This is a genomic window from Thermocoleostomius sinensis A174 (genome assembly GCF_026802175.1).
Classification (GTDB): Bacteria; Cyanobacteriota; Cyanobacteriia; order Elainellales; family Elainellaceae; genus Thermocoleostomius; species Thermocoleostomius sinensis.
The window spans coordinates 733,844-750,443 of sequence record NZ_CP113797.1 but is presented as its reverse complement, the minus strand read 5'-3'; the positions used below and the strand labels follow the sequence as shown (position 1 = coordinate 750,443).

The window sequence follows — 16,600 nt, the reverse complement described above, 5'->3', positions numbered from 1 at the left end:
GTATCTGTCAATTTAACTTATTCAACCTTAGCAAGGGAGTGGGGAAAAGAGGGAAGGGGGAATCGGGATCGGCTCATCCTTTACCCCCATTTATCCTTTATCCTTTTCCTTTATCCTTTCTTCCTTCATCCACTGCCTTGTACCAAAAAACTGACAACTGTGGGCGGCGATCGTCGCGGCTTGAGTGAGGGCAGCTTTAAAACTGGTGTATTGGATGAAATGACAGAATGCCCCGTGGAAAATATCACCTGCGCCTAGTGTATCGATCGGGGTCACAGATGGAACTGGAATGAAGCCAGATTCTCCTTGGCTGAGAAATTGAATGGGTCGATCGCCTTGGGTTATGGCAATATAGGGAATCTGAAGCTTAGATAGGTAATGGAAGACCTGATCTGGTGTAGGACATCCGGGTGGATGGAAATTGGCAGAGCAGATAACGTAATCTGCATAGGGAAGCACTTGCTCAAAGCCGGGTTTCCAACTGCCGCCATCAATTACGATCGGAATTCCGGCAGCGCGGGCCCGCTGGGCAATGGTGTGACCCACCTCTATTTGATGACCATCAATTAGCACCACCTGAATGCTATGGTGTTCTAGATCGGTGAGAATTGAGCCAGGAATGGCATCAGCTTGGGCTTGGGACTTGCTGGCATTGAGAGACACCACTGCCCGATCGCCTGTAGCCTGTGTCACGATAATAGAAGATGTGGGCAAGGGTTCTGCTCGATCGGGTTGAAGATCGACAAAGGTAACGCCACATTGCTGCAAATCTGTGACTACACAGGAGGTCATGGCATGGCAACCCATCACACCCAGTAGAGTTGCTTGATTTCCTAAGTGTTTAAATGCAACAGCAGCATTGGTGGCAGGCCCACCCGCTGCCGTTAGGGAATCTAGCGCTACAACTTTCTGATTGCGATTAGGTAACTCGGTGACAAGGTAAAGCAAGTCTAGCGTAATCAGCCCGACAAATAGTCCATGAGCAGGAGTGTGCAACACTGATAGGAGTGAGAAATCATTCTTTCATTGTATCGAGAGATGAATCACAGCACCCTGACAGATGTCCACGGCGTCCTGTATGAGAAATGTGAATCCCATAAAAATTGCAACCTCTCCATAATGGTTTGGTTGCAGCGGTGGAATGAAATCGGAATGTGAGTCGATTAGAAATGTGCATGCTTGCTCCCTAGCAAGCGCCTTTCCGTTTAACAACCACTAGAATTGTTTTAAGAATCAGCCCCAGATCATAGGCGATCGACCACTGCTCCATGTAGCGTAAATCGAGGTTAACGATATCTTCAAAATTTGTGACAGACGATCGACCATTGGCTTGCCACTCGCCAGTGATGCCAGGTTTCACATCTAACCGCTTCCAATGACGATTGTTGTACTTTTTCACTTCATCGGGAGTGGGTGGGCGTGTTCCAACCAAGCTCATCTCGCCTTTCAGCACATTCCAGAACTGCGGCAATTCATCCAAGCTGGTACGACGCAGAAACCGTCCTACTTTGGTAATGCGTGGATCGCGATCATTCTTAAAAATGTGTCCTTTGGCTTGGTTAACAACGGTGTGCTTTAGTTGGTCAGCATTGACTATCATTGAGCGAAACTTCCAGATACGAAAGGATTGCCCCCGATAACCACAGCGAGTTTGACAATAAAACAGCGGTCCTGGATTGTCTAAATAGATGGCAACCGCAATCGGAAGCAACAAGACAGCCGTAAGCGTGAGACCAACGCAAGCTCCGATGATATCAATGTATCGTTTTAATCGGCTAGTAACCGATGGGTGAATACTCGACGAAACGGTCTCTTGTGGTACTGAGGACAAATGAGAAACAGTTCTTGAATAAAAAAAAGATATTTTAGGGGTTGTATTCATAGGTATACGAATGCCACGGTAAAGCACAAGGATGGGTCACAGTTAAAATAAGAACTCAGAGTATTGCTCATGGTTGACTCTTATGTCTATATTCAGCAGTATGAACTGGAATTCTGTTTGGATAAACCGTGTTCCCTCCAGCTTTACCAAGACTTGACGAATTAGGGTTCTGTATATTCAGCATATGTAATTTTATGAAGATTATAGTAAAAAATGTTACTTGCTTGATCAAGTAGTGGGTGTTCCTTGGCGCTGTGTGCTTGAGTGGGCGCTCAGGGCATTGGTTGCTATGGGCAAACATGCAAAAATAAGGGCAGGAATGTCCTCGATCGAGGCTTGATAGCAGGGTGAATCGCAGCAAGTTGCTGTAAGATGCCCGTATGGATATACAGGCTGGAACGCTTTACGTTGTTGGAACGCCGATCGGCAATCTGGAAGACATGACCTTTCGGGCGATTGATGTGCTGCGAAAGGTCAGCGTAATTGCGGCAGAAGATACCCGCCATACTGGAAAGCTTTTACAGCATTTTCAAATCACCACACCACAAATTAGCTATCACGATCACAATCGCCGCGCTCGTCATCCTGAACTGCTGCGACGCCTACACCAAGGAGAGACGATTGCCCTCGTGACGGATGCAGGAATGCCGGGCATTTCCGATCCGGGTTATGAGTTAGTAAAAGCTTGTGTTGAAGAACAGATTGCGGTGGTTCCGATTCCAGGCGTGACGGCGGTAATTACGGCGCTTAGTGCAGCGGGGTTGCCGACAGATCGTTTTGCCTTTGAAGGGTTTTTGCCTGCCAAATCTCAAGAACGTCGTCACTATCTTGAATCTATTCAAGCTGATCCTCGCACCTTAGTATTTTATGAAGCGCCTCATCGAGTACGACAAACGTTGTCAGATTTGGTGACAGTGTTGGGGGGAGATCGATCGGTTGTGCTAGCACGAGAACTGACAAAACTGCACGAACAATTTTGGCGCGGTACGTTAGCAGAGGCGGACAAGTTTTATCGCCTGCATGAACCTCAAGGTGAATTTACTTTGATTGTGTCTGGTTATGAAACGGCTGAACCTGTATTGTCTGAGTCGGCATTGAAGGCAGAACTACAGCAGTTATTGCAGCAGGGATTGTCGCGATCGCAAGCGAGTCGTCAATTAGCTCAACAAACTGCTTTACCTCGCCGTCAACTTTATCAACTAGCCCTGACAATTCCCGATGCGTTGTTTACCAGTTCGGATGAATTAGAGGATGAGGATTGATTGTAACTCTAGAAGACACACCGTTGAGCTAAATGGATGCGCTTCGGTCGTATTCAGGGTGAAGACCGTGAATTGGTTGACAAAACTAGGAGGACGATTTTTGTATCAACTATTGCGATTACATGTCGCAATTTTAGATTTCTGCCTAAACTGAATGGGCGAATTGATTTATGGGAAAGATAAATTGGTAATGTAGATAAAAAGAAAGTATTTTGCAGTCAGATATCAGCCGATCGCAACATGAGTTAGCTCCTAAAACGTATGAAGGAGAGAAAATGATGATCAAATCATCGATCGCTGAAGGTTGACCGTGAAATATTCACAACGCAAACTCACTTTCTTGCTTGAACGACCTAGGTAATTTAACGTTTGTAGGAACTGAAACATGGCCAAAATTAAAAAACGTTCGTCTGCTGCTGCTGTTCCCAAATCTGCAATTGAACAAGTCAGTTCAACGCTGAAGGATTTACCTGCGAAACCGAAGGAGAATCTGTCGCTGCGTGAAGCGGTTTTGGAATTACACGACTCAATCACAATGGCGCTCGATCGGGGTTACAGCTACGATGAAGTAGTAGAGATTTTGGCAGGTCAGGAAGTAAAGATTACGGTGGCATCACTGAAACGCTACTTGGCGGTTGCTAGAAAAGAAGCCGCTGAGAAACCGAAGCGAACTCGACGAGGGACGCGATCGCGCAAGGCTCAGTCGTCTAAACCATCTGAGTCTGTTGCCAATGTGGCTGTAATGGGTGAACCCTCTAACGGTGCCGCGGCTACCCGGATGGACTCTGCCGATTCCAATGACACATCTGCAACTAAGAAGCGACAAACACGCACAGGCGGTCGTGCTCATTCAACGCCCAAAACTAAAACTGCGGCTAAGGTCAAACCAACGTCGAGAGCAAAAACAACGTCTCGGTCAACCTCTAGCCGCAGCCGTCGCAAGTCAAGCGGTGCGTCTAATTGATGCAGCCATGATGCAATCACTTAGATGAAGCGATGCTGGCATGACCGCCAACCTTACTAGCCCAGATAAGATTTAGCTTCCTGGGCTACAGGTTCCATCTCGTCTTGGGTTAGTTGTTCTAAAGCAGCCCGTGCTTCTGGATGATCAAAGCGACTCAACGCTTGCGCCACTCGATAGCGAATTTGCCAGTCAGGATTAGACGCATACGGCAAAATTAGGGGCAGAGCGCGTTCATCGCCCAGTTCACCCAACGAACCAATTGCAGCCGTTTTAACCAGTTCGTTGTCGGACTGCAAAGCGGCTTCCAGCAGTGAAAATGAGCGTGGATCTCCAAGTTCTCCTAAGCAGGCCACAATGCTGAACTTAACGAGCCACTCTGGGGTTTGGTGATAAAGCCGCTCCAAATCCTCATAGGCTTCAGTCAGCTTTAGTGCTCCCAAGGCATCGGCAGCCGCAGCTTGCACATCAGGTTCTGGATCTTCGAGTAAACACCGACGGAGGATTTCCAGCGAAAGCGGAGCGTTCTGACTTCCCAGGGTGGACATCTGGCTCACGGCGGCATAGCGCACGCGCACACTTTGATCGGCGATCGCAGGTTGAATTAATTCAAAAGCAATAGCCGGATCAAGCTGCCGCAACTGATTGATAGCGCTGAGGCGTTGTCCAAAATCATCTGAACGCAACAGTTCTTTAACAGATTCAGGCGTAACACTCATTTTTAATCTCGGTTTCTGTAATGTTCTGTAACTAAATCTTTGCAAACGTTGAGCTTTGTCATGAGGCAATTCAATGAATGAATCATAAAATCTGGACAATACTAATCCCACTCTGATGTTTGATTGATTCCACAACTTTCAGCACTCAAGCTCAACGCAAAGGTCGATCGGCTCACTCTTGATTGGCAGCCATCAATCGAATAATGTCACCTCGAGTCAGCACCCCGACAACTTGTTTGGTCGCATCCACTACAATGAGTCGATGCACTTTTCGTTCGTGCATCAAGTGAGCAGCGCTGCGGACAGAGGTTTCTGGAGTCGTTGTAGCAATGTCTTTTTTCGTCATCACCTCGTCTACAGTTTGTCCCAGAGCTTTATGTAAATCGCGTTCATATTTAGCTGGATTTTCTAAATAAATGACGCTATCCAAAATCATGAAATAGGCAGGAGGAGTGACACCTGTTTCCTGCCACATGAGATCGGTTTCAGAAACAACTCCCACCAATTTGTTGCTAGCATCCACCACAGGTAGCCCGCTAATGCGATGCTCTGCCAGAATTTTGATCGCCTCATTGAGCGGCGTTTCGGGATGAACCACGATCGGATCGCGGCTCATAATATCGGCAACGGTCGTAGACATAGAGACTAGGAATTAGGGGTTAGGAATTAGGGATTAGAACATAGATAAGATTTTGATCCCTTGGATCATTTTAGGGAATTGCGGGATCAGGAGTGAAGCAGAAACAGCAAAAGGATACAGAATGATTTCACCATCCAAATCGACTGTGTCCGATAGCCCAATTTTGCGTAGAGATTGAGCGCGGGTTGATTGGTTTGAAACACTTGTAGCCCAATTTGCCGATCGCCTCTAGCTTTTGCCCAGGTTTCAGCGTATTGCATCAGAGCCGAGCCAATCCCTCGGCGACGATGGTCAGGGCTGACATATAACAAAAAAATGTAGGCATGGCGATCGCCCTGCACCTGATCTATAGCTGTTCCCAGCCATAGGCAAGCAATCGGAGTTGCATCTTCCTGCTCAACCCACCACAGCGGCGTTTCGGATGACAAATACTGTTCAACTGTGATTGCAAAATGCGTCAAATTGCAACCAGGGTAAAGCTCTTGATAGGTCTGCTGCATGAACTTAACCAGCAGCGCCCGATCGAGTCCAGACCCGATCCGTAGCCGATAATCTGAAGGCAGTTCTGCTAAATTTGGTTCAGACACGGTTTATTAAACATAACCTTTGAAGCACAGTTTGATTAAGCTCAATTTTGGTTATAGCCGAGTTCCCAAAGCGCGATCGTCTGGCAATCCATGCACCAACGCCTCTAGGGAAGGGGGAAGACCCGCTACATCTGGAGCCGCTGTAAGCTCTTGCTGCATTTCCGCAGAGAACCGTTGAGCCGTTGAGTCCACCTCCTCAATGGGAGCGGGAGCCGCCATGTCGGCTGGCAAGAAGCTGCGAATGCCAATGGCTACAAGGGCAAACAAAAACACCAGAACAATCAGCAGTGGGGCAATATATTGACGAAAGATAGCCATGATTGCAAAGAATAATCACAAAAAATGGTTGTGAGGACGATCGTAAACCGATAGCCTCAAGATTTGTGAAGCTATCTTTCTCTATCCTAAGCGATCGGCTGGAACCTATTTGGGATCAGCACTAGTTTTTTACCTTTGGATGATCGATGCTTGAACTTTGAATCCTTTGGCGTTGCCCTTGCCGCTGTCGCAACCAGAGAACTGCAACGAAAACCAACACCAGCCCCGGCACCGCCGTTTGATTGACAGTCGCCCAGCCGCTGTTATTGAGAATTCGCCCTGACAAAAATGTGGCAACAGCAACACAGGCAAACATCAAAAAATCATGCATGGCTTGGGTTTTGGCCTTCTCGACGGGTGTATAGGTAGCGGTCAGCAGCGTGGTAGAACCCACAAACATGAAATTCCAGCCGATTCCCAATAGCGTCAAGGCAACGCGAAAATGTCCAACCTCAACCCCAACCCCATTGACCCCCACACATAGAAAATTTAAGATAACGCCGCTGAGAATAATTGACAAAACGCCAAAGCGGGCAATCAGAAATCCGGTAAAGAATGATGGAGCGAACATGCCAAGAATGTGCCACTGAATCACAGACGCCGCTGCCTCAAAGGGATGATCGATCGCTACCATTGCCAAAGGAGTTGCCGTCATCAGCAGCACCATGACGCCATAGCCCACCATGCTACCCAACGTGGCGACGATGAATACGGGTTGCTGCATAATCTGCCTCAGCGATCGCCCTGCTTCTCGCTGCTCCGATGTCGAAAGCGGCGGCATCTCAATGCCTTGCAGCACGCCCAAGGTGACTACTTGTAAGCCTACGATCGGCACTAATGATCCAGCAAAGGTGGCAGTTAGCCAGTCCTTCGTCCAACTGGCCAGCCCTGGCCCCACAATCGCGGCCACCACGCCCCCCGCAACCACCAACGAGATTGCCTGCGCCCGAAACGACTCACTGGCAGCATCGGCCGCCGCAAACCGATAAAAGCCAACAAAGCCATTGAAGACGCCAAACAGAATCGTAGCTACGCAAAATAGCCAAAAGTGACCGATCACAGTACTAGTTACACCTAACCCGGCTCCTGCCAGACCGATGATTGTACCCAACACAAAGCCGAATCGCCGCCCGCGTTGCTTCATCAATAGCGAAGCTGGAATGGTAGTTATCATCACCGCGATCTGCAACAGCGCCAATGGTAGCGTTGCCAAGGATTTATCGGCTGCCAAACGATCGCCAATTAGGGCGGCCACGGTAAACAGAATGGTAATACTGGTCATGGCGAGGGCCTGGCAAATTACCAGCAACGCCACGTTCCTGGTTTCACGAGTCAGGGTCAAGGTCATGGATGCTTTGATTAGGGAAAACAGTTCAGACCACACAAACAACAAATTGAGATTTAAGAAACGTCGCACCTCTGCGGAATTGATCTACTATCTCATGTATTGAAGAGAGATGGTAACAACTGCGAGACTGACGGGTTGCTCCACCGACTGACAGGTATATTTTTCATGTTTTGCTGGCATTACTGAACGAGGAAAATAGGGCGAGCGTCTATGAGTGCATAAGGGTAATTTCAAATTGTCCTTATGAAGTTCATGTTTCAACTCAGCGATGCTATTCGATCTCTATATACCTTTTTATTCTCTACAAAGAACGGGATGGATACTATTGTGATGAATATAGAAACACTAAATGCACCAGAGGCTGCGCCCTCTGGGCTGGATTCTGAGCTAACTGCCCCCGATGCACTGCAAATGATGATGATGCAAATGGTGACGAGCTATTGGGTGGCGCAATCAATTTATGCTGCGGCCAAGCTGGGCATTGCCGATCACTTAGGCGATCGGGCCCAATCAACTGAGGTATTGGCTCAACTCACTGCAACTGATCCTCGATCGCTGTATCGATTGCTGCGTGCGTTGTCGAGTCTGGGAATTTTCGTTGAAACCGAACCGGGTTGGTTTGCCCTCACTCCCTTAGCTACGTATTTGCAGCGCGATCAGCCTGGTTCTGTGCGTGATGCCGCCATTATGCTCGGTGATCCAGAACATTATGCCAGTTGGGGCAACGTGATGCACAGCCTGCGCACGGGCGAAAGTGCCTTCGAAAATCTGTATGGCATGAATGTGTTTCAACACTATGCCCAAAATCCAGAGGCCGCCGCCGTGTTCGATCGGGCTATGACCAGCTTTTCATCCGTAGAAAATGTCGGCGTTGTCACGGGTTATGATTTCTCCCCAATTCACACCTTGGTAGATGTGGCGGGCGGTCACGGTAGCCTATTAGCCGCTGTGTTACACGCTAACCCTCATCTGCACGGCATTTTGTTTGAGCAACCAGCGGTGGTAGCCGGGGCAGCTTCGGTGTTGGCGTCTTATGGCGTGAGCGATCGCTGTCAAGTGGTGGAAGGGAATTTCTTTGAAGCCGTACCCACTGGAGCCGATGCTTACCTGCTCAAGCACATTGTGCATGACTGGGATGATGATCGATCGATCGAAATCTTAAAACAATGCCGACGCGCCATGACGGATAACGGTCGTGTATTGATTGTGGAACAAGTGATTCCACCGGGCAATGAACCGTTTATGGGCAAATTGCTGGATATGAATATGCTGGTGATGTGTCCGGGTGGACGTGAACGCACCGCCGCCGAATATGAGGTATTGCTGACCGCTGCTGGGTTCAAGCTGTCTCGTATTGTTCCGACGTCAACAATGGTTAGTGTTGTGGAGGGGGTGGCAGCCTTTTAACCCCAACGCCGGATTTTCGCGATAGTCTATCTCTGGCACCCAAACCTGTACTTGGCGATCGGCTGTAATTGTATACAAATACTCTACATCAGGATAATAGTGCAACCCTACCCGCAAATTAGAATAATCGTCTTCACAAATCTCAAAGCCAAATCGCACAACAATTTGGGCTACTAAACATTCTGGGGTATCGCTGATTTCACCAGAAGCGTCTCGCTCTTGCCAGAATGTGTCAAGGAATCGATTGAGAATCGGAAGTACCTTTTCGGGGGAGCCATTTCGACTTGCATAAACAATAACTGGATTACCTTCGACTAGAATATGACAAGGAATAGCGGGCATTCACAAATCTCCTTTTGAGCTTAAGCGATGAGCCGTCCGCAGAATTTGTCCAGCCAAAATAGCGGCTCCAAATCCATTGTCAATATTAACGACTCCGATGCCAGCCGCACAGGAGTTCAGCATTGTTAACAGAGCCGCCAAGCCGTTGAAGCTGGCTCCATAACCAATACTGGTAGGAACCGCAATCACTGGACAATTAGCCAAACCAGCCACAACGCTGGGTAAAGCTCCCTCCATACCAGCCACTACAATCAGCACATCTGCCTCGTCAATGACATGACGGTTATTGAGCAATCGGTGAATGCCCGCCACACCTACATCCCAAAGCCGTTTGACCCGAAATCCACACAATTCGGCCGTCACAGCGGCTTCTTCTGCGACGGGTAAATCGGCTGTTCCCGCAGACAGCAGGGCGATCGTTCCTGCATAGCGAGGTTCAAGTTGTCCAGGTTTCAGGGCACAAATACGGGCCAGCGGGTAGTAGTCCAAATCGGGAATTTGCGCTTGAACCTGAGCATAAACCTCAGGACGGATGCGCGTTGCCATCACCACCGAATTGTGCAGCCGCATGGTTCGGATAATTTGAGCAATTTGGTCGGGCGTTTTGTCTTGCCCCCAAATCACTTCTGGAAAACCTGTGCGCAGCAATCGATGATGATCAACTTTGGCGAACTCGTCGATCGGCTCAAAGTCAAAGTGTTTGAGCTTATCGAGTGCTACATCGGGACTAAGGGTTCCGGTGGCAACATCGTTGAGTAGATTGCGTAAGGCGTCAGGATTGGACACGGCGAGGAAAAGAAAAAGGTTGAAGGATAACGAATAAAAGGAAGGTGAAAGGATGGGCGCTAAAAGCGGATAGGATGCTTCCTTATCTTATTTAAGCGATCGGGTGACGCTTTTAGGGCAGGTTCAGCGCTCGTAAAGTTCTAGGGGCAAACCGTCGGGATCTTGGAAGAAGGTAAAGCGCTTGCCTGTCAAGTCATCTAGCCGAATGGGTTCAACCGCAATGCCCTGTGCGCTGAGGTCAGTGACGATCGCCTCTAAATCATTGACCTCAAAGGCTAAATGTCGCAGTCCGCAAGCTTCAGGACGGCTGGGGCGAGCGGGCGGGTCAGGAAAAGAAAATAGCTCGATCGCGTCGTTATCTCCCACTTTCAAATCCAGCTTGTAGGAACGGCGGGCGGCGCGGAAGGTTTCTTGTATCACTTCAAACCCCAGGATATTGACATAGAAATGCTTGGATTTTGCGTAGTCCGAACAGATAATAGCAACATGGTGAAAGCCGTTTGTTTTCATGTGGGAGTCTGTTTGCATTTACTGAAGGTGAACCTGAAGGTGAACCGTCTCTTCCCGATCATAGTCTTCCGATCGCAGTCTCCCCGATTAAGGAGTTTTTTAGACATCAATTTTCTAGACAAGACATAGACAAAAACTACCTATAGAGGCAGGTTTGATAACAGAACAATCGCGTGACGCCAAAGATGGCAACATCTGCCCCCATGCCACCAGGGTATGGGCAAGCTGCTTACTCACACCATTTCAGCTTTCGTCCCATTCCTGAGCAAAGCCGAAGCCTAACCTTCTATTGACACCAGCGCCCAAATTTTTTGAAAGCAGGACAATCTTTCAGCGATACCCTAGCCCTCTCCTTTGAGAGAGAATAACAAGTCTGGCTCCCTTCTCCTTGGGGAGAAGGGTTGGGGATGCGGGCAATTCCTATCTGTGTTCAGCAACGCCTCTAGACCATACTGTCCTTAAAACTGGCGTAGGAAGCGGAGATCGCTGCTGTATAAGCGGCGAATATCATCCAACTGATGCAATACTTGGGCTAACCGCTCTACCCCAAACCCCGCAGCAAATCCCGTGTATACTTCCGGATCATAGCCCACCGCTTTGAGAACATTGGGATCGACCATGCCACAGCCCATGACCTCCAGCCAGCGACCGCGCCACTGCAAATCCACCTCAGCAGACGGTTCCGTGAACGGAAAGAAACTGGGACGGAAACGAATCGGACACTCGCCAAACATTGACTCTAGAAAAATCTTGATGGTGCCGCGCAAATCGGTAAACGTCAATCCTTCGTCTACCGCCAAAATTTCAACCTGGTGGAAAACGGCGGTATGGGTTGCATCGACTGTATCACGACGATAGACCCGTCCTGGAGCTACAATCCGAACCGGTGGCTCGTTGTTCTCCATGTAGCGAATCTGCACAGAGGAAGTATGCGTGCGCAACAAGTTACCATCTGGCAAATAGAAGGTGTCTGCCATATCACGCGCTGGATGGTCGGCAGGTGTATTCAAGGCTTCAAAATTATAGTAATCTGACTCCATTTCTGGGCCTTGTGCCACTGTATAGCCCAGTCCCACAAAAATATCTACAACTCGATCGATCGTACTGGTCAGGGGATGGGTACGACCTTGGGGTTGATAGATTCCCGGCATTGTCACATCTAGAGTTTCAGCTTCCAGTTGCGCTTCAATTTGCGCTGTTTGTAGCGTCGATCGAGTCTGCTCTAGTTCTGCTTGAATCAGTTCTTTGACTTCATTAGCCAACGCACCGATGCGTGGTCGTTCAGAGGCATCTAGTTTTCCCATACCGCCCAACACTTGCGATAAGCTGCCCTTCTTACCCAAGTACTTGATGCGCAGTTGTTCCAGTTGCTCTAGGTCAGATGCAGTGGCGATCGCCCGCTGAGCTTCTTGTTTTAAGGTGGACAGTTGAGTTTCGAGATCGCTAAGCTGTGTGGTCATGCCCAGAGGAGAAAAGTGAAAAAAGTAAAAGTGAACAACGCAAAGGTGATGGTGCCATTGTATCTTGAACCAGCTTATAAAGAGAAGGGATCAAGACTGATGCAGCCCCTCAACTTCCCCAATTCTGCGGAACTTTTAAGATCGCCACTTGTCAGATCGCCAATTTCCCCAAACTTGAGGGATTGGGAGAATGAAACGTGTTGAACTGTCCGAAGTATTAAAGTTGATGATCAACAAACTTTCAACACCCCAATCCCGGCGGTGATGAGATCAGCGATCGTGCAGTTCAGAAAACTCTTGCAATTACGGGATGAAGCCGCGTCATTTTTACCGAGCTTCATGAAGTTTTTCCAAGTACACCTTGATTGGCTCGTAGATGCTTAGCACCGTGACGGGAGACGCAATCGTAGTACAGACTACTTTTTTATTGACAGGGATCAAGGTCATGCAGACAATGTAAGGCTTTCAGTACTGGTACATTTCTGACTTTTTCCTGACTTTTCTAGTGTTTCTACTTAGATAAAATCTGACTTCTTAATTTTTTCTTCTCTTGCGCAAAGCTGAGGTCTTACTGCATGCTTAAAAGCAACATCTCTGTGAAATTACGCAGTGATATTCCATAAGTCGATCGCGCTTGGGTTACATGAACGAGTTGGCGATCGAGTTTTTGCTGTTTTGATTCATCGCTTGGCAAATCAGGAGAAATTTACCATGTCAAAAACAACACTGACTGTGTTGGATGCACCAGCAACGCAAAATTCCACTAATTTTGTGCCAAACCAGTACTACGAGTATTTTGCTGGGACTCTGCGCGGTGCGCCTTATGTGCGTCGCGATAGTATCAGCAGCTTCTTTGATACGGTCGATACGACATTGTTCTTCTTCAATGGTGGTAACTTCAATGCTTCTTTAACAGGAATTCGTCCAGGTACGGACATTGATATGCGATTAATTCGCGATAATAACAATAACGGTATTGTTGATAGTTTCGATACGATAATTGCCTCTTCCCTGAGAGGAAGCAATGCAGATGAGGCAATCAATGTCAATGGTTTAGCGGCAGGTAGGTACTTCTTACAATCCTACCTTTACAGTGGACCTGGCAGCACCTACACCTTGAGGATGTCGAACACTAGAATCGGTGGTAACTTGTTGCCTGTAGAAACCAATGTTGGAATTCTGCGTGGTTTCAGACAGTTCTCTGATTCACTTTACGAACCTGGCGAGTTTGGCAATGGTTCACGTGGTGATGCGGCTGACACATTTCAGTTCTCAGTTGCTGGCCTTCGCTTTGTTAATATTACGCTCAGTGGTTTGTCTGCTGATGCTGATTTACGGCTTGTTCAAGATCGTAACCGCAACGGTGTCATTGATATTCCTGAAATTATCGCTGAATCAACCAATGCTGGCATATCTCCTGATTCTGTGACAGCTTTTCTGGGAACCGGTACTTATTTTGCTCAGGTCTATCTCTATTCCGGTACTAGCACTGGTTACACATTAAGTTTTAGCTAGTTGCCATTTAAGTTTATTTTTCTCGTCTATCTATTCGGCTATCTAATCGATCGAGTGCCTCAATAGGTCCGATCGATTCCTATTTCTTTTTAAATTTTAGTTTTAGAATTATGACTATCGTTTTACAGATCAATCATCAAACCATTACTACTGCCGACTTGTTGCCATTGCTCATTCGTTATCGAATGCTGCCTGGTCTATTACGCGAGTTGATTCTCGATCGAGCTATTGCTGACATTAAATACAGCGATACTGAACTAACTCAATGGCAACAGCGATCAGAATTTCAGGCTTCCAATATCTGTGAACAAGATAGGATTCGATCGCTAAAAATTCATTTGTTTAAGCAACAACAGTGGGGCAACCAACTAGAAACCTATTTTGTTGAGCGGCAACGTTCACTCATGCAGGTAGTCTACTCACTAATCCGCACACCCGATCGCGATATAGCTTACGAACTATATTTTCGTCTTCAAGCTAATGAACAATCGTTTGCCAACCTCGCCGCCCAGTACTCGCAAGGCCCAGAGGCAGAAACAGGTGGATTAGTCGGCCCAGTAGAATTAGGAACGTATCATCCCGATTTTGCTCAGTTACTAGCCAATTGCCCGCTTGGCGTCGTGTCTCCACCGTTGCAACTGGATGATCGGTTTGTGGTTTTGCGGGTAGAAGCACGCATTCCGGCTCAACTCGATGCAACAGTGCAGCAGCGACTTCTAGATGAGCAATTGGAACACTGGCTTTCTGAACAAATGCAATCGATTGAGCTTCTGCCATCTCATCGCAACGCAATCTAATATCGCCATCAACTTTACCTGACTAGCTGCTGTTATGAGTGGGCATTCTCGATCACGCCACCCCCTAACAATAAATCTCCTTGATACCACACCGCCGCTTGTCCGGGCGTCACGCTGATTTGCGGCTTGTCAAACACCACCTTCACCCGATCGCCCTGTCCATCTTCACTGAGCGGAATCACCGTACAAGGAACAGCCGTCGCTCGATAGCGGATTTGCACTTCAGCACGAATTGGGGCAGTTGGAGGTGCGATCGACACCCAATTCACCTGCTGCACTATGCAGTCGTTGGTTTGAATCGCTTCGCGATCGCCCACAATCACCTGATTTCTGCCAGCATCAATGCCAATCACATACAACGGTCGTTCCGCGGCAATGCCAATCCCTCGACGTTGTCCAATTGTGTAATGGTGAATGCCATCGTGTTGTCCCAACACCTGACCAGACTGATCAACAATATCGCCTTTCTGCGGCGCTAGATACTTGTCTAGAAACGATCGCATCGAACCGTGTGCCTCAATCAAGCACAAGTCTTGACTTTCTGGTTTCTCGGCTGTGTGCAACCCGAATTCTGCGGCCATCCGTCGGGTTTCGGCTTTGGTTTGCTCACCCAGTGGAAACAGCGTATGGGCTAACACGTCTTGCTCTAGATCATATAGAAAATAGGATTGATCTTTACTCAAGTCAACGGCTCTCCGCAGTTGATAGCGCCCTGTATCGGGATCAACGGTAATCCGGGCATAGTGTCCCGTTGCAATGCGATCAACCCCCAACTCTTCGCGAGCATAGTGCAGCATGGGGCTAAACTTCACCGCCTTATTGCACTGTGAGCACGGCAACGGTGTAATGCCAGCTTCATAGCCACTGACCAAATAATTAATGATTTGCTTTTCAAACACATCGCGACTGTCTACCACATGGTAGGGAATTCCCAACTCATCACAGAGCCGAGCCGCATCGACCATCCCCTCCGAGCAGCATTGTCCCTTGCCTCGCATCAGCCAAAGCGTCAATCCTACAACGTCATACCCTTGACGATGCAGAGTTGCTGCTGCGACGGAACTGTCCACGCCGCCTGAAAGTCCAACTACCACCTTGTTCATGTGCGCCTGAAGCCGAGAATGATCGCGTAGATTTACCGATTTAGATTGAGTGTGTCAATCTCTCCTTCTAGGCTAGCATTCACCACTGGAGTACGGAGCAGCAGAACATTATTTCTAGGGTTCTAGTCCTGATTTTTAGGCTCACGAGTCATTCCTCACAGCTGATTTGGATCAACCCCTAAACTCCTCAAGCGTTCGGCTAAGCGTTCAGCCCGCAAACGTTCTGCTTCGGCTCGTGAACGTTCTGCTTCGGCCCGCAAACGTTCTGCTTCGGCTCGTGAACGTTCTGCTTCGACGGGAGTTGGAATCCAATTCGCATCTCCATCACACCAGCGTAGCCATAGCCGTTCAACGCCTTGATAACGTCCGTACCACAGTCCTAACCCTAATTCCAGCTCAGCAATCCAGATCGGCGAGCCATCAAAGAGGAGTTTCTGGTAATGGCGATCAATCAGTTGAAATGCCTGAAGCTGGTTCGTGTAGCGATCGAACACAACGTAATACGGAACGCGCAAAATTTGTTCATAAACAGACCACTTAGTCGGCGGTTGATTAATTTCGCGGGTTGTTTGGCCTAAATCTTCGGTTTCTGTTCCAGGCGACAACAATTCCACCACCACTAAAGGGGCTACCTCTTCCTGCCAGATCACATAGCTCAACCGCAAATCGTGTTCTTCGTACAGTCTAGAGATTCCAACGACCGCAAACCAATCAGGGCGTTTGTACCACAGCGGATGACGCACATCATAGTAAAGGTTGAGATCACTCGCTGTAAAAACCTGCTCAACAGGATAATTAGGAGGACAGAAAGTCTCTTGCAGCAATCGCGGTTGAAACAGATGAAACTCGTCGGGCACACCAGGTTCCTGCGGATCTTCACTGGGAAGATCATACATGGTGGGCAGCGTCTCCTTGGCGGGCAGCGACGGATCGGTTTGATACATAAGCGGGATGTGATCGCTC

At 48.3% G+C, this 16,600-nt stretch carries 18 protein-coding genes; 5 read left to right on the top strand and 13 right to left on the bottom strand.

Annotation, left to right across the window (positions count from 1 at the left end; translation table 11 throughout):
- Nucleotides 1–90: 90 nt before the first annotated feature.
- Together OXH18_RS03210 and OXH18_RS03205 are read right to left on the bottom strand one after the other, a co-directional pair.
- A complete protein-coding gene (locus tag OXH18_RS03210) occupies nt 91–999 on the bottom strand; it encodes a sugar kinase (protein ID WP_268610979.1) in 909 nt (302 codons plus the stop codon).
- A gap of 187 nt (nt 1,000–1,186) precedes the next feature.
- Nucleotides 1,187–1,882, bottom strand: a complete 696-nt coding sequence (locus OXH18_RS03205) for a sugar transferase (protein WP_390904345.1) — start codon at nt 1,880–1,882, stop codon at nt 1,187–1,189.
- 380 nt (nt 1,883–2,262) lie between these two features.
- Between OXH18_RS03205 and rsmI the strand changes: the two genes are divergently transcribed.
- Nucleotides 2,263–3,144, top strand: coding sequence for a 16S rRNA (cytidine(1402)-2'-O)-methyltransferase (rsmI, locus tag OXH18_RS03200; RefSeq protein WP_268610977.1), 882 nt, complete (start codon nt 2,263–2,265; stop codon nt 3,142–3,144).
- Nucleotides 3,145–3,529: 385 nt separating this feature from the next.
- A complete protein-coding gene (locus tag OXH18_RS03195) occupies nt 3,530–4,108 on the top strand; it encodes a hypothetical protein (protein WP_268610976.1) in 579 nt (192 codons plus the stop codon).
- Between the two features lie 56 nt (nt 4,109–4,164).
- On the opposite strand, the gene nblB is transcribed toward OXH18_RS03195, so the two are convergent.
- The 5 genes from nblB to OXH18_RS03170 form a co-directional block, all read right to left on the bottom strand.
- Entirely contained in the window at nt 4,165–4,824 is a 660-nt protein-coding gene (gene nblB, locus OXH18_RS03190) for a phycobilisome degradation protein NblB (protein WP_268610975.1), read from the bottom strand.
- A 172-nt stretch (nt 4,825–4,996) separates the two neighbouring features.
- Complete coding sequence (locus OXH18_RS03185) at nt 4,997–5,464, bottom strand: CBS domain-containing protein (RefSeq protein WP_268610974.1); 468 nt, start codon at nt 5,462–5,464, stop codon at nt 4,997–4,999.
- Nucleotides 5,465–5,550: 86 nt separating this feature from the next.
- Nucleotides 5,551–6,051 carry a GNAT family N-acetyltransferase gene (locus tag OXH18_RS03180; protein WP_268610973.1) on the bottom strand — a complete coding sequence of 167 codons (501 nt, stop codon included), beginning with the start codon at nt 6,049–6,051 and terminating at the stop codon, nt 5,551–5,553.
- A 51-nt stretch (nt 6,052–6,102) separates the two neighbouring features.
- Complete coding sequence (locus OXH18_RS03175; protein WP_268610972.1) at nt 6,103–6,369, bottom strand: hypothetical protein; 267 nt, start codon at nt 6,367–6,369, stop codon at nt 6,103–6,105.
- A gap of 121 nt (nt 6,370–6,490) precedes the next feature.
- Nucleotides 6,491–7,786 carry an MFS transporter gene (locus OXH18_RS03170; protein ID WP_268610971.1) on the bottom strand — a complete coding sequence of 432 codons (1,296 nt, stop codon included), beginning with the start codon at nt 7,784–7,786 and terminating at the stop codon, nt 6,491–6,493.
- 342 nt (nt 7,787–8,128) lie between these two features.
- Here OXH18_RS03170 and OXH18_RS03165 point away from each other — a divergent pair, with 342 nt between their 5' ends.
- Nucleotides 8,129–9,124, top strand: a complete 996-nt coding sequence (locus OXH18_RS03165) for a methyltransferase (protein WP_390904375.1) — start codon at nt 8,129–8,131, stop codon at nt 9,122–9,124.
- Here OXH18_RS03165 and OXH18_RS03160 read toward each other — a convergent pair.
- From OXH18_RS03160 to pheS, 4 genes are all read right to left on the bottom strand, one after another.
- A complete protein-coding gene (locus tag OXH18_RS03160; protein WP_268610969.1) occupies nt 9,083–9,466 on the bottom strand; it encodes a histidine kinase in 384 nt (127 codons plus the stop codon). The two genes, OXH18_RS03165 and OXH18_RS03160, sit on opposite strands and share 42 nt — an antisense overlap.
- Entirely contained in the window at nt 9,467–10,252 is a 786-nt protein-coding gene (gene larB / locus OXH18_RS03155; RefSeq protein WP_268610968.1) for a nickel pincer cofactor biosynthesis protein LarB, read from the bottom strand.
- A gap of 123 nt (nt 10,253–10,375) precedes the next feature.
- Nucleotides 10,376–10,762 carry an SMU1112c/YaeR family gloxylase I-like metalloprotein gene (gene gloA2 / locus OXH18_RS03150; RefSeq protein ID WP_268610967.1) on the bottom strand — a complete coding sequence of 129 codons (387 nt, stop codon included), beginning with the start codon at nt 10,760–10,762 and terminating at the stop codon, nt 10,376–10,378.
- 458 nt (nt 10,763–11,220) lie between these two features.
- Nucleotides 11,221–12,222: a phenylalanine--tRNA ligase subunit alpha gene (pheS, locus tag OXH18_RS03145; protein ID WP_268610966.1), complete on the bottom strand. Its 1,002-nt coding sequence runs from the start codon at nt 12,220–12,222 to the stop codon at nt 11,221–11,223.
- Between the two features lie 711 nt (nt 12,223–12,933).
- Here pheS and OXH18_RS03140 point away from each other — a divergent pair.
- On the top strand, nt 12,934–13,737 hold the full coding sequence (locus OXH18_RS03140) for a pre-peptidase C-terminal domain-containing protein (RefSeq protein WP_268610965.1): 804 nt from the start codon (nt 12,934–12,936) through the stop codon (nt 13,735–13,737).
- Between the two features lie 110 nt (nt 13,738–13,847).
- On the top strand, nt 13,848–14,534 hold the full coding sequence (locus OXH18_RS03135) for a peptidylprolyl isomerase (RefSeq protein WP_268610964.1): 687 nt from the start codon (nt 13,848–13,850) through the stop codon (nt 14,532–14,534).
- A 32-nt stretch (nt 14,535–14,566) separates the two neighbouring features.
- Here OXH18_RS03135 and mnmA read toward each other — a convergent pair whose 3' ends face one another.
- Nucleotides 14,567–15,637, bottom strand: a complete 1,071-nt coding sequence (mnmA, locus tag OXH18_RS03130) for a tRNA 2-thiouridine(34) synthase MnmA (RefSeq protein ID WP_268610963.1) — start codon at nt 15,635–15,637, stop codon at nt 14,567–14,569.
- A gap of 155 nt (nt 15,638–15,792) precedes the next feature.
- Nucleotides 15,793–16,581 carry a Uma2 family endonuclease gene (locus tag OXH18_RS03125; RefSeq protein WP_268610962.1) on the bottom strand — a complete coding sequence of 263 codons (789 nt, stop codon included), beginning with the start codon at nt 16,579–16,581 and terminating at the stop codon, nt 15,793–15,795.
- Nucleotides 16,582–16,600 lie beyond the last annotated feature (19 nt).

Coding starts and splice junctions, on each gene's coding strand:
- OXH18_RS03135 (WP_268610964.1), top strand. CDS start 13,848: ATGACTATCGTTTTACAGATCAATCATCAAACCATTACTACTGCCGAC.
- OXH18_RS03175 (WP_268610972.1), bottom strand. CDS start 6,369: ATGGCTATCTTTCGTCAATATATTGCCCCACTGCTGATTGTTCTGGTG.
- OXH18_RS03205 (WP_390904345.1), bottom strand. CDS start 1,882: ATGAATACAACCCCTAAAATATCTTTTTTTTATTCAAGAACTGTTTCT.
- OXH18_RS03140 (WP_268610965.1), top strand. CDS start 12,934: ATGTCAAAAACAACACTGACTGTGTTGGATGCACCAGCAACGCAAAAT.
- nblB (WP_268610975.1), bottom strand. CDS start 4,824: ATGAGTGTTACGCCTGAATCTGTTAAAGAACTGTTGCGTTCAGATGAT.
- OXH18_RS03125 (WP_268610962.1), bottom strand. CDS start 16,581: ATGTATCAAACCGATCCGTCGCTGCCCGCCAAGGAGACGCTGCCCACC.
- OXH18_RS03165 (WP_390904375.1), top strand. CDS start 8,129: ATGATGATGATGCAAATGGTGACGAGCTATTGGGTGGCGCAATCAATT.
- gloA2 (WP_268610967.1), bottom strand. CDS start 10,762: ATGAAAACAAACGGCTTTCACCATGTTGCTATTATCTGTTCGGACTAC.
- OXH18_RS03160 (WP_268610969.1), bottom strand. CDS start 9,466: ATGCCCGCTATTCCTTGTCATATTCTAGTCGAAGGTAATCCAGTTATT.
- rsmI (WP_268610977.1), top strand. CDS start 2,263: ATGGATATACAGGCTGGAACGCTTTACGTTGTTGGAACGCCGATCGGC.
- OXH18_RS03195 (WP_268610976.1), top strand. CDS start 3,530: ATGGCCAAAATTAAAAAACGTTCGTCTGCTGCTGCTGTTCCCAAATCT.
- mnmA (WP_268610963.1), bottom strand. CDS start 15,637: ATGAACAAGGTGGTAGTTGGACTTTCAGGCGGCGTGGACAGTTCCGTC.
- OXH18_RS03185 (WP_268610974.1), bottom strand. CDS start 5,464: ATGTCTACGACCGTTGCCGATATTATGAGCCGCGATCCGATCGTGGTT.
- pheS (WP_268610966.1), bottom strand. CDS start 12,222: ATGACCACACAGCTTAGCGATCTCGAAACTCAACTGTCCACCTTAAAA.